The organism is Streptomyces sp. RG80, from assembly GCF_040446465.1.
In the GTDB taxonomy this organism is placed as follows: Bacteria; Actinomycetota; Actinomycetes; order Streptomycetales; family Streptomycetaceae; genus Streptomyces.
Genome location: NZ_JBEAAJ010000012.1, coordinates 147,159 through 159,719 on the forward strand (window position 1 = coordinate 147,159; position 12,561 = coordinate 159,719).

The 12,561-nt window shown below is 64.7% G+C and carries 11 protein-coding genes; 6 read left to right on the forward strand and 5 right to left on the reverse strand.

Annotation, left to right across the window (positions count from 1 at the left end; translation table 11 throughout):
• Nucleotides 1-11: 11 nt before the first annotated feature.
• From ABKA17_RS37065 to ABKA17_RS37075, 3 genes are all read left to right on the forward strand, one after another.
• Nucleotides 12-3,032, forward strand: a complete 3,021-nt coding sequence (locus ABKA17_RS37065) for a Z1 domain-containing protein (RefSeq protein ID WP_353696766.1) — start codon at nt 12-14, stop codon at nt 3,030-3,032.
• Between the two features lie 106 nt (nt 3,033-3,138).
• Nucleotides 3,139-4,158 (forward strand): NaeI family type II restriction endonuclease, encoded by a 1,020-nt coding sequence (locus ABKA17_RS37070; protein ID WP_353696767.1) that lies wholly within the window; start codon nt 3,139-3,141, stop codon nt 4,156-4,158.
• Nucleotides 4,159-4,193: 35 nt separating this feature from the next.
• Nucleotides 4,194-4,667, forward strand: coding sequence for a very short patch repair endonuclease (locus tag ABKA17_RS37075; protein ID WP_353696768.1), 474 nt, complete (start codon nt 4,194-4,196; stop codon nt 4,665-4,667).
• On the opposite strand, the gene ABKA17_RS37080 is transcribed toward ABKA17_RS37075, so the two are convergent.
• On the reverse strand, nt 4,664-5,827 hold the full coding sequence (locus ABKA17_RS37080) for a DNA cytosine methyltransferase (protein WP_353696769.1): 1,164 nt from the start codon (nt 5,825-5,827) through the stop codon (nt 4,664-4,666). The genes ABKA17_RS37075 and ABKA17_RS37080 overlap by 4 nt on opposite strands.
• Nucleotides 5,828-5,988: 161 nt before the next feature.
• On the opposite strand from ABKA17_RS37080, the gene ABKA17_RS37085 reads away from it, so the two are divergent.
• A complete protein-coding gene (locus tag ABKA17_RS37085) occupies nt 5,989-6,738 on the forward strand; it encodes an HNH endonuclease (protein ID WP_353696770.1) in 750 nt (249 codons plus the stop codon).
• Here the strand turns inward: ABKA17_RS37085 and ABKA17_RS37090 are convergent.
• The gene (locus tag ABKA17_RS37090) at nt 6,735-7,367 is read right to left on the reverse strand and encodes an ATP-binding protein (protein WP_353696771.1); all 633 of its coding nucleotides are present in this window, start codon (nt 7,365-7,367) and stop codon (nt 6,735-6,737) included. The genes ABKA17_RS37085 and ABKA17_RS37090 overlap by 4 nt on opposite strands.
• A gap of 213 nt (nt 7,368-7,580) precedes the next feature.
• Here ABKA17_RS37090 and ABKA17_RS37095 point away from each other — a divergent pair, with 213 nt between their 5' ends.
• Both ABKA17_RS37095 and ABKA17_RS37100 read left to right on the forward strand, forming a co-directional pair.
• On the forward strand, nt 7,581-8,426 hold the full coding sequence (locus ABKA17_RS37095) for a helix-turn-helix domain-containing protein (RefSeq protein ID WP_353696772.1): 846 nt from the start codon (nt 7,581-7,583) through the stop codon (nt 8,424-8,426).
• Nucleotides 8,427-8,630 (forward strand): DUF397 domain-containing protein, encoded by a 204-nt coding sequence (locus ABKA17_RS37100; RefSeq protein ID WP_353696773.1) that lies wholly within the window; start codon nt 8,427-8,429, stop codon nt 8,628-8,630.
• A gap of 15 nt (nt 8,631-8,645) precedes the next feature.
• Here the strand turns inward: ABKA17_RS37100 and cyaB are convergent, their stop codons facing one another.
• The 3 genes from cyaB to ABKA17_RS37115 all read right to left on the reverse strand — a co-directional run bounded on the left by cyaB (nt 8,646) and on the right by ABKA17_RS37115 (nt 12,435).
• Nucleotides 8,646-9,200, reverse strand: coding sequence for a class IV adenylate cyclase (gene cyaB / locus ABKA17_RS37105; RefSeq protein WP_353696774.1), 555 nt, complete (start codon nt 9,198-9,200; stop codon nt 8,646-8,648).
• Between the two features lie 20 nt (nt 9,201-9,220).
• Entirely contained in the window at nt 9,221-9,988 is a 768-nt protein-coding gene (locus tag ABKA17_RS37110; RefSeq protein ID WP_353696775.1) for a helix-turn-helix domain-containing protein, read from the reverse strand.
• A 983-nt stretch (nt 9,989-10,971) separates the two neighbouring features.
• Nucleotides 10,972-12,435: an alginate lyase family protein gene (locus ABKA17_RS37115; RefSeq protein WP_353696922.1), complete on the reverse strand. Its 1,464-nt coding sequence runs from the start codon at nt 12,433-12,435 to the stop codon at nt 10,972-10,974.
• Between the last annotated feature and the right edge of the window lie 126 nt (nt 12,436-12,561).

The window sequence follows — 12,561 nt, forward strand, 5'->3', positions numbered from 1 at the left end:
GAGGCCCACACATGAGCTCCACTTCTACCCACGTTCTCCTGGACATTCATGCTTCCGCTCTCGCAGGCATGATCAGCGGTCCTAAGCATTTCGAACGCTGGGCCGCAGTGGCCGCCGATGAGGACTATCCAGACGCGGATCTCAGCGAAGAGCGCTTCCACGAGTGCCTCGTCGGTGCGGACGAGGCACTGACAGCTCTCTGGCGCCGCCATCTCACCGCGTGGGACTTCGCAGAAGCTCCTGCGTGGGCGCTCGATATCCCCGCCCGGACCGAAGAACGACGCGGGCTCATTTACGACCGGCTCAAGTTCGGCAGCGATCTGCGGAAAGCACTGGACAGTGCCGTTCCTGTGGCGAAGATTCCCGGCCCTACCGTGATCACTCGCGAGTTCACTCCCTGGTACACCTCGGAGCGCAGGGCCACCCGGCCCTTCTACTGGAAGGCGTACGAGGGGAAGCTCCGCGCCAAGGGCTGGTCCGACGCGGCAATAGCCAGCTTGGACGAAGCGAGCCGAGCGGTCGTGGAACGCCTCACCGACCCGGAGCAGCCCGCAGCCCGGCAGGCGAAGGGACTGGTTGTCGGATACGTCCAGTCAGGCAAGACAGCGAACTTCACCGGAGTCACCGCCAAGGCGATCGACGCGGGCTATCGCCTCGTCATCGTCCTCGGCGGAACCCTCAACCTTCTGCGCGCACAGACCCAGCGGCGCCTCGACATGGAGCTGATCGGCCAGGAGAACATCCTGCGCGGTGCCGACATTAACGACCTGGACTCCCTCGTCGGCGTCGACTACGTCAGCGACGACGACGCCGACTGGCCCCACTTCGTTCAGCACGGAGGACGCCCCTCCGCTCTTGGTGCCTTCGACATCGAGCGCCTGACGACCCGGGACAGGGACTACAAGAGCCTCGCCCAGGGCATCCGCGCCCTGGAGTTCGAGAAACGCGAACCCACCCGCCCACTGCACGACCCGGCGAACCTCCATCACACCGCGGCTCGCGTTCTCGTGGTGAAGAAGAACAAGTCCGTCCTCACCAAACTCGTCAAAGACCTCAAGCAGATCCACGGCCTGCTCGGCGAACTCCCCGCCCTGATCATCGACGACGAGTCCGACCAGGCTTCCGTGAACACACTGGACCCGAAGAAGTGGGAGGCCGGTACCACCGACCGAACCGCGATCAACGGGCTGATCTCCCAGCTCTTGAGGCTGCTTCCACGAGCTCAGTACGTGGGCTACACGGCAACCCCCTTTGCCAACGTCTTCGTTGACCCCGGTGATGACGAGGACATCTTCCCCAGCGATTTCCTGATCTCGCTTCCTCGACCGGCCGAATACATGGGCGCCCAGGACTTCCACGATCTGGACTCTCCGGTAGCGGAAGATGAGCGGACATTCGCCAACTCGCAGGAAAAGGCGCACGTACGCGGAATCTACGACTCGACAGGCGACCGCCTCCAGGAAGCTATGGACGCCTTCGTCCTGTCGGGCGCCCTCAAGCTCTACCGGGCCGATCACGGCGTCCCAGGAGCCCCGTTCCGGCACCACACGATGCTCGTACATCAGTCCGTACGCAAGGACGATCACGCCGAGCTCGCATTGCGCATCAACTCCATGTGGCATCAAGCGGGATACAGCTCCGCAGCCGGCCATGAACGCCTTGCCTCCCTATGGACCGCAGACTTCATCCCGGTGAGCGAGGCACATGCATCTAACCTCCCGTCGCCTGCGTCGTACGAGGAGCTCCGCCCATACGTCAGTGAGGCAAAGCGGCGCATCGGTTCAAACGGCCAGCCGGTCATCGTCGTGAACGGTGACAGTGACACCTACTTCGATCAGCTCGATCTCGACTTCGACAGGACCCCACACATCTGGAAAATCCTGGTCGGAGGTACGAAGCTGTCGCGTGGCTTCACCGTGGAGGGCCTGACTATCACCTACTACCGGCGCACCACCCAGCAGGCGGACACCCTGATGCAGATGGGCCGCTGGTTCGGGTTCAGGCCCGGGTACCGGGACCTCGTCAGGCTCTACATCGGGCGGGAAGAGACCTTCGGCCGGGACAAGACCGCGGATCTGTACGAGGCATACGAAGCGGTCTGCCGGGACGAGGAAATCTTCCGGGAGCAACTTGCCCAGTTCGCCGTAGTGGTCGATGGACAGCCACAGTTGACGCCAATGGAAGTGCCTCCTCTGGTCGCACAGCACCTGCCCTGGGTCAGGCCATCAGCACGCAACAAGATGTTCAACGCGGAACTCGTGGAAATCCGGTCCCCTGGCCGCCCCATCGAGCCAGCCTCGTATCCGCTGAACAACAGCGCGGCCCACAAGCGGAACACGGAACGCTGGCGGCCGCTGCTGGACAGACTCGGCACGTCGCCGGTCTCGTTCAGCAATCCTCCGGACGGCTCCAGCTCGCTGACGCGCACCTTCGAAGCGCTTACTGGGATCATTGCTCACGATGATCTCCTGAGCGTGCTGTCCCAGCTTGAGTGGGAGCGTCCGCGTTACTTCGACCCCCACCTGACCTATCTGAGGCAGCTTGACGGATCGCTGGCCAAAGTGGACGACTGGCTTCTTGTCTCCCCACGACTGGCTTCAAGCAAGCGGGTCGAAGCCGGCATCCTCGGCTCCGCGCCGCTGTCCCTGGTCCGACGAAAGCGACAGGCCGGCAAGACGTCCTTCGGGCGTATTGCCAGCGTCGAACACCGCATGGCGGCACAGCGGCTCATTGACAACGCAGCCGCAACCCCCGGACTCCACTCGGATCACAGCGCCGAAGTCGGCCCCACAACCGGTGTCATCCTTCTGTACCCCGTCGTCGACGGGGACAGCCACAGTGACGTCCACGCCGTCGTACGCAACGGGTCTGCCGACCCATCAAAAATCGTGATGGCCTTCACCCTGATCCCGCCTACTTCGGCTATGAGTGCGGACCGCCGTCTGGTGCGGTTCCGTGCGAAGGACTCCAGGCACCGCAACAACGCTACGATTCCGGTCACTGAACTTGCGCCCGGGTTGCCGTCGGTGTGAGGCCTAGTCCGGTCCAGCGAGTCATCCGTCAGTGGGGGCGGTGCGGCATCGGTCTCCATCGACCAATTTCATCCAATGGCATCACGTTAATGCACGGGGATATGATTTGCTTCCGTTCGAAGAAGACGATGTAAACGCGGCCAATTGGATCGCCAACCAAGAACTTCTGAAGCTGGACCCAGAGCTCAAGAAGGTCGCAGAGCATATCCGATCTCTTGACCCGACCGGGCAACGGTTCGCTTCCGTTCTCCGCGAAACGATCGACCAGCTGCTCAACGGCGAGGCGACGGGTCGGTTCGCATGGAAGCAGCTTTTCAAGACCGAAAAGACTCACGCGGGTACGCTTGTCGAAATCAATCTGCAACGGGAGTTCAGGTTCGATGATGGCGGTGACGTAGGGGGCGATAGTAAGCACCCTATGGATTACCGGATCCTTGGCATAGATGTTGACTGCAAGTTCTCCCAGGATTTTGGCGGATGGATGATACCGCCCGAGGCGATGGGCTACCTGTGCCTCCTGGTCTGGGCAGACGACTACAAGAGCAGTTGGAGTGCTGGGCTCTTCCGGGTGCGCGAAGAATGGCTCAACACGGGCAGTAATCGCGATAAGAAATTGACCCTGAAGGCGGAGTACCGGAAAAGCAAAGTACTCTGGATCTGGCACGAGGCGAAGCTTCCCGAGAATGTTCTTCTGCATCTACCAGAGTCCACGCGAAAGCAGATTCTCCTCGAAGGCCCACGCAAGGGGCAGCGGCGGGTAATTGAATTGTTTCGCAGGGTGCAGAATCGGCGCATTGGACGCGGCGCCGTTCGCACCGCGGCGCAGCAACTCGACTACATGGCACGTATCCGGGAAGGTGAAAACCGAGCTCGGACGGTGCTCCGCGAGGAGGGCATCGTGATCGCTGGGCCTTACAGCAAGCATCGGGCTATCGCCCAACAACTGGGAGCCGAGGTGCCGCAGCGGGGAGAGTTTGTAAGCTTCCGGCTAGCTGAAGCAAAGCCACATCACGGCAACAGCCCGTCGGTTGAGTTGGAGGGGCGCAACTGGGTTCTCGCCACTCCAGAGGATCCGCCGGAAACGGCACCCCGCCTGCCCAAGGTCACTGGCGAAGAAGAATCCTAACCAAGCAGGAACGCCGTCGGAGGTGAGGAGACAGGATGGCGAGCAACGAGACATGGGAGCCCCCTGCCGGTTCCTGGGCCTCTTCAGCTGGCCGACGTCGCAACATGCAGGCCATCCGGAACCGTGACACCAAGCCGGAATGGCTCATCCGAAGGCTCGTCCATGCCCAGGGACTGCGCTACCGGGTCGCAGCCAAGCCGCTTGCGGGGCTTCGGCGGACGGCAGACATGGTCTTCGGCCCGGCGAAAGTGGCCGTCTTCATCGACGGCTGTTACTGGCACGGCTGCCCCGAGCACTACGTGCCGCCGAAGACCAACCCGGGCTACTGGTCCGACAAGGTCGCCCGGAACATGGCCCGCGACCGGGACACCGACCAGCGCCTCGAAGAGGCAGGCTGGACGGTGCTCCGGTTCTGGGAGCATGAGCCATCCGAGGACTGCGCCGCACGCATCGCGGCCGAGGTCGAGAAGCGCCGCAGCGCAGTCCGGAAAGCCAAGCCCGACAGCTAGCCCTTCTGATCGCGCTCCCGTGCCGCTTTCAGCACATCGATGATCGATTCACCGATGGCCCGCGCAACAGGCGGCGGGAACGCGTTTCCGACCTGCCGGTACTGAGCCGTCTTGCCCCCGCTGAACTCCCAGTTCAGCGGGAAGCCCTGGATGATCGCGGCCTGCCGCACCGTAAGCATCGGGCCACCGGCGCCGAACAGATCCCTGCCCTCGGTGCCCGTCGGCATCCCGTTCACAGGCGCGTTGGCCACACCCATACCCGAGACCCCCAGCGCCTTCCATGCATTCTTGGCCCGGCTGGGACCGAGATCGGCGCCCCCGTGCTTCTTGGAGCCGCCTACAAGGGTGGGCGCCACATCCTTGTCAGCCTTCTGCTTCCAGTCATCGAAGACCTTCTGCGCCTGGACGGCCTGAGCCCCCTTGAGGAACGGCTGGATACGCTCCTGCATGGTCTCCTCAAGTGCCTTGAAGACCGAGACTCTCTCGACACTGGGCGCGGGGGCTTCGTACTTCAGATCCCTGAGGACATCCCGTCGGAAGGCGACAAGGATGGAGCGGGGCCGGAGCTGCGGAACGCCGAACTTCTCCGCCTCAAAGACCTGCCACCCCACGACCTCATAGCCAGGCAGCCCATCGTCGCTGGGCTCCATCTCTTCAAGCTGGGCCTGAATTCGTGACCTGTAGTCATCGAACTTGGCATCCATGAGACCCCGGACGTTCTCGATCATCACGGCTCGGGGACGGATCTGCTCGGCCAGGACCAGGATGCGCGGGAAGAGATCACGCTCATCGTCCTCGCCCAGCTGCTTGCCAGCATGCGAGAACGGCGGGCACGGCACGCCACCGGCCAGCAGGTCAATGTCGCCCCGGCGGTAGAGGCCGGCACTCTTCTCCAGGTCCCGCTCTGGCTCAAACTCCACCACGTCTTGGCAGAGAACATCGCAGTTGTCGCGCTCCCATGCCCACTTCGGGTGCACCTCGATGTTCTCGCGCAGAGTCGCTGCCGCGAACTTGTCGATCTCAATCAGCGCCAGGTGCCCGAAGCCCGCCTGATGCAGGCCAATGGCCTGGCCGCCAGCTCCGGCGCAGATCTCGATTGACGTGAACTCAGGCTCCCGCACCTCGGTGGTGACGTCCTCGGGTTCCTTCGTGTGGGTCATGCCCCCTCCTTACAGCCGTACAGCGGCAGACACATCTTGCAGTCCACCATCACTGAGGGTGACAGACCCCACTGACAACGAGACCTAGCCAATCTTGCAGTACGCCCCGCGGTTCGCTGAACGCACCCTCCGCCGCGCCGAACACTCATACGATATTGCCCATGCGGATACCTGCCTGGACCGAGGATGAACTTGTACTGGCCGGGGCCCTTGTCGTGAGGAACGGATGGCGGGAGCTGCGGACCAACGATCGCGAGGTCCAGGAGCTGTCGGAACTGATCCGTTCGCTGCCGATCCACACGCCGGAGGAACGTGCGCTTCCTGGCTTCCGCTCCCCTGACAGCGTCAGCCGCAAGACCAGCGACTTCATGACGAACCACAAGCTGCACACCGGCAAGGGCACCCGATGCGGCAAGCCCACGCTTCTCATGATCGAAGCCTTCACGGAACGTGAGGCTGAGATGCTTCAAGCAGCCCAGACGCTTGAAGAAGGCATCGGCTCGGGTCAGCTCCAGCTCATTCCCCCGCAGCCGGATGAAACCGACGAGTCGGGGGCCACGGCCATCGAGGGCCGGCTCCTCACCCGCTGGGCGCTTGCCCGTGAGCGAGACCCGAAGCTCCGTAAGCGCAAGATCGAACAGGTACGCCGCCTCAAGCAGGTACTGCGGTGTGAGGTCTGCGACTTCGATTTCGCCCGTACCTACGGAGACCTGGGCGAGGGGTACATCGAAGTGCACCACGTCACTCCCCTCTTCATCTCCGGGGTCCGGGAGACCAGACTCGACGACCTCGCCTGCCTGTGCGCCAATTGCCACCGCATGTGCCACAAGAGCAGTCCCGGAGAATCCTGGCGCACTCCAGGCGCCCTGCGGGAGCAGATACGCAAGTCTGCTCAAGGGGTCACCCACTAGGCGGCCTCAGCTTCGGCCTCGTAGTGCATCTGGGCCCGGTCAAGGATGTCGTCCGGGTCGAGGCCTCGGGCGGCGGTCCAGTGCAGCAGGTCCGCGATCAACTCGACCGCTGATTCTTCAAGGCCGATGCCTCGATTGCTCTGCCGATGTTCGGGGCCGCAGCCGGGCCCCTGGTAGACCTCCAGCATCTCGACCGCACGCTCGATGCGTCGGCAGGCACTTCCTGTGCCGATCGAGATCTCACACCAGACCGCCTTGCCCACGGCGGTGAGGACTGTGCCCCAGTCCACTGCTAGCGCGGCCAGCAGGTGCAAGCCGCGTCCGCACTCCTCGTCGCAGCCCCCGGACTTGAGCAATGGCATCCGCCGGCTCTTGTCGTGGACTTCGAGCCGCAGCCGTTCTCCCACGTGCTCAAGGATCAACGTCGCTGATGCTCCTTCGCCAACGTGCTTGACGACGTTCGTCGCCAGTTCCGTGACGAGCAGTTCCGTCTCATCAGCAGCAGTCGGCACACCCCACCGGCTCAGCTGCTTCGAGGCGGCTCTTCGCAGCAGGCTCACTTCTCTCGGCGCCGCTTCAAAGGGCAGCACACAACGGAGTCGGGGTCCGGTGACTTCGTAGCCAGGCATGGCCACTCCTCCCTCCAGCCACGCTAGTGCTGCGCCTGCCGTGTCCGAACGACTGCACTGCGTAGCGGCCTGTGAGCGAGCATGGCACAGAGAACTCTCACTGTGTAACTTCTCATGAGAATCCATCGGGTGAATCTGATGGTGGGTCCGCCTGCCCGCTGCCTAGCCTGAGGTGGATCTCCGGGCCCAGCCCGGCTCGTGCGAAGGAGCCGCATGTCAGTACGGACGACGACCCGCCGCCGCCAACTAGGGGCGATGATGCGCAAGTTGCGGGCTCGCAAGGGGCTCACCCTCGAGGAGGCCGGACAGCTGGTCGGCGTATCGAAAGCGACGGTCAGCCGCTACGAGACGCAAGCCGGACCGGTCAAGTGGATCGTCGTGGATGCGCTTTGCCGCGAGTACGGGGCAACTGAGGCCGAGCGCGTGGCCGTTGTCGGGCTGGCGAAGGATGCCAAGCAACAGGGCTGGTGGAGTTCCTTCGCCGACTCCATCCCAGAGAGCATGAATCTGCTGCTCACACTCGAGGACGACGCTGTACGCGAGAGCCACTTCTCTTGCGTTTACGTGCCTGGGCTCCTGCAAACTCGCGCGTACAGCACCGCGTTGCAGAAGGCCAACGAGGTGCCTCTGGACGCGGCGGAGATTGAGCGGCTGGTCGACATCCGGATGAGGCGGCAGGAGATCCTCACCCGTCCCAAGCCGCCGCAACTGTGGGCGATCCTCGACGAGTCCGTGATCCGCCGTGTCGTTGGATCGCCCCAGGTCATGAAGGAGCAGCTCGACCGGCTCCTCGAAGCCAACGAGTCCCCCCACATAACGCTTCAGGTGCTGCCCTTCTCCAAGGGAGCCCATGCCGCGGCACTTGGGAGCTTCGTCATCATCGGCGGCACCGAACCGGCCCTCGATGTGGTGTACGTCGACTTCCACACCGGCTCGCTCTTCCTGGAGAAGGACGAGGAACTGGAGCGCTACAGACTTGCGTTCGAGTACCTCCGGGCGCAAGCGTTGGACATGGAGGCCTCCTCGGCCCTGATCCATCGCGCCCACAAGGAGCTCTGAATGTCTGCCGACCCCCAGTCCCTCTCCGAGCCCGACTGGTTCAAGTCGTCCTACAGCGGCGGCAACACGACCGAGTGCGTGGAAGCCGCCTTCATACCCAGCGGTGTTCTCGTCCGTGACTCCAAGCAGCCTCAGCGCGAGATGCTCAGAGTGTCGGCCGCCGCATGGGCCAACTTCGTGGCCGCTACCCGCGGTGGCCACTGAGAGGCAGGGATACCTTCAGCCCCGATTCGCTGCCACAGCCCCCGTGTAGGTCTCCCGCGTCAGGTCCTCGGCCTGGATGCCGATCCCTTTTAGGAACTCTCGGATGGCGTCCAACGCCGAGCCCACCTCTCGCTCAGCGACAAGTGTCTCCACCTCAAGAAACGTCCCGTCGATCTCAGGCACCCGCACCAGCGTGGCGAGCATCAGTCGACCGCGGGCCTCGAACTCATAGTTCCGGCAGTGCTTCTCGAAGGCGATGACCTCGACATGACCGAGTCCGCGCAGAATGGCGTGCGCCGCCTCCGCGTCCTCGACACGGGTCTCATACTCGGGCTTGGACCCGGAGTCCTCGTCGACCGCGGCGTCCTTGAACGTGAGCACGGTGCGTGAGCCGTCCGCGCCATGCACCGTACGGACGCGCAGCTCCTGGTCTACTTTCTCCAGGGAGCCGTCAGGACGGTCGTAGTACGTGTCCCGATAGACCTCGACGCGAGCCACGGCGATCTCGTCCAGCCTCTGCTGTACCACCTCGGGTGCGTGAACTCGCGCCTTCAACTCCGCTTCGATCACGAACCGTTCCCCTCTCCTGGTCAGACCGTGCGCTGCGCACCAGTGATCACTGCCTCGAACATCCTGCGGAAGCCCCGGAACAGAGGGCCGTGCGGCGTCTCCATGATCTTGTAGGTCGCCGATTCATGCCCCTCCCAGCCCGCGTCGAAGGCGCCGGCGAACAGAGTGGAGTCCGTGCGGATCAGCCGCCAGGTGGGCAGCATGCTGTACAGCCATACGCTGATGTCACATGAGTCGGCCAACTCCCGGAGCCGCGCCTCGGCCAGACGCACCCCGCTGGCTAGAGACTCGGCGGACTCCCCGATCTCAGCCGCCCGTTTACCCAGGGCCTCGCTCTCGGGGTCCAGGAGGGCAATCCGTGCCCGGAGTCCTTTGCCTCCGCGTTCGCGCGGCAGACACGCACGCAGAAGGCTGTCGTTCAGGCCGACGAGTCCCAGTCCGCGTACGGCGAGAACGTCCAGCTCCTGTGCCTCACGGGCCTGCTGCTGGATCTCCTCAGCGGCCGAGATCTGCGCGGCGTAGACCCTGACAACTTCAGGGAATGCGGCGAGGTCGAAGGCGGAGTTGCCGGAGCGCTTCTCCCGGCTCGCCGCCAAGCCGAGCAGATGCCGGGCGTCGTCGGGCATGCGCAGGCCATCCGCGATGCGCTCATAGACATCGAGGCGGGACACTTCACGGCGGCCGTTGATGATCTCGTTGACGCGAGCCTGCGTCATCCCCGCCGCGACGGCGATACGGGACTGGCTGGCACCGGAATACTGCTGCGCGTGCCGGAAGACGGCGCCCATGTTCCGCGCCCGTAGGGCCTCTCTCACCTCAGGGCGTTCCCACGCCCAAGCGGGGAGTTCGATTGGCCCGTGCGGCGTGGTCATCGCCGATCAACCCCCGCTATCCGCAGCTGAGATGGGAATCCATCTCACTGTGAGATTACCGGTCGGGTATCGAGGCGGCACTCTTCATCACCCGATGGTGGCCACATGAACGCTTCCACTCTCGACTGGCTGCCTGTCGGCAGCTCTGTTTCCCTGCTCCCCGCCGGCAAGTGGTGGGATGCCGTGAAAGTCCCGGGCCCAATGGCCTTGGAGGCGCTCGTGCGGCTACATGGAGAGTCTGGAGCCGTCATCGAGGATCCGTGGGCCGATGTCTATTACTGGTTGGTGCCCGCAGGGAAAGCCTCGACGTGGGCCATGCCCACGGCCGCCAAGATCGCGGTGCTCAGTGCCTGCGCACACCTCGTCGTACCGGGACCACAATGCACGGTTGGGCCGCGATGGCATATCCCGCCTTCCCGCAGCAGTCTCCTTGCTGACCCGACGATGCTGCACAACGCATTGGTGCGTGCCATTGCGGTCGTCGCCAAGCTGCCCTCAGACCAGGCGTACAGGGCTCTTCTCGGTCACTACGACGAGTGCCCGGGCTGCGCACATGGTGGGAAGAGCTGCGGCGAATGGTGCACCCACAACACGGCCCCCTGCGCAGTGGGGCGTCAGCTACGCCAGGCTTGGGTGGGGGTGCGGTGGTCTTGATCTGCTGTCATTGCCAAGTCGGCATCCGGCCTGATGAGCCCTACGAAACGCACGTGCATGACCGTGCGTCGGGCCCTCCGTATGTGACGTACAGCCATCGCGGCGTATGCCCTGACGAGCTCCACTCCTGCCTGCCAGAGAGCGCGGGCGCCATCTAGCAGGTGTGGGGCGCGGCCACGGACTACAGGCCCGAGGCAGGTCCTGCCCACGCGCCCACCCCGCCCCGCCCCAGCAGTACTGGTTCCCTACTCAGAGGCCGCCCGGCGCACCTTGTCCCGCCGCCGCAGCAAAAGCACCCCGCCCGCAACCGCCGTAAGCCCCGCCGTAGCACTCCAGGCAACGACATCGCTGGACCCAGTAGCCGCAAGATCCTTACCCGACCCCGGAGTTGCGGACGCGGAGGAGCCCGCCTGCGGTCGCGCCCCCGAAGCCGCGCCGGACGCAGAAGCCGAAGGACCGGAACTCGCACTCGGCGCCGGCGAACCCCCGACCCCTCCGGCCCCCGCGTCCCCCTTGTCCCGAGTGAACGCCAACGTCCCGAACCCCAGTTGGTCGTACCCCCCGCTGTTGGGCCCGTAGTCCCCGCCCCCGCCCTCCGGGGAGGACTTCGCGGCGATCTGGGTGAGGTAGGTCGCGGACAGGCCCCGTCGCTTGGTGTAGTGGTTGGCGATCATCGCCCAGATGGGCCGGGTCATGGCGGGGTCGACGCCCGCGGCCTCGGTCACGGTCTCCTTGCCGGACCAGCCGTTGATCGCGCCCTTGGCCCGGGTGTTCGCGGTGAAGGGCACCTGCCCGCCCATGCTCCACTTCGCCACGTACTGCGCGCCCTTGAGGAAACGGCTGTCGTCGTAGCCGTACAGGTCGATGCCCTGGTTCCACGCCATCTCGCAGAACGTGCCCATCAGGCCGACGCCCAGCAGCGCGTGCCCCTGGTCGCGGCCCGCCTCCAGCCACTCGGCGAGTCCGTCGTCGCGTACGACGGGTATGGCGTGCTTGATCGAGCCGAGGCCCTCGCCGTGCTTGAAGTAGTCGACGGCGCGGGCGACTTGGGCCCTGTCGTCGCAAAAGATACCGGTGGCCAGGACGCAGGCCATGGCGGTCAGGTCCCAGTTGGTCCAGTAGTTGCTGATGACCGCGCCGTTGTGCCGGACGAGGAAGTCGTCGCTGAGTGGCGCGAAGACCCCGCTCAGCATCTCCTTGAAGCGGTCGAGCTCGAAGTCCGGGTGGTCGCGGACGAGTTCGGCGGCGTTGGCGATCTGGTAGCCGTACAGTCCGGCGGCGAGGAAACGGTCCGCGTTGCCGCCGAGCGCCGTGAGCTTGGCCGACCAGGCGTTGAGGATCGCCACGGCGGTGTCGGCGTGGGCGCTGTCGCCGCTGACGTGGTAGCGCAGGCTGTTCTGGTAGGCGGCGTGGATGTCGTTGTAGAGGACGGCGTAGTTCTGGCCGGTGCCGCCGCGGATGACCGTGGCCTGCGGGTTGGGCGTCCAGCCGCTCTGGGCGTGCCGGTTGGCGGTCAGTTTGGCGTACCCGGCGGTGTAGGGCGCGGCGCCCGCCGTCACCTTGGCGCGCATGCGGGCCAGGTCGGTGCCGGTGTGCAGCAGACCGGGGTGCGCGTAGGCGGAACCGGCGGCATGGGCGGCCGGGGTCGTCGCGAGCACGGCCGTACCGACGCCGAGCCCGACGCCGACGGCTCCGGTCGCCTTGAGCATGGTGCGGCGGCTGATCAGTGAAGTCAGGGAAGTCGAAGTCACGTGCGTCATTCCTCGCGTGCCTGTGGCTGGGGACGGTGAGGAGACGCGAGGGTGGGGAGGCGGATAACAGAAAGTCCACGGCGC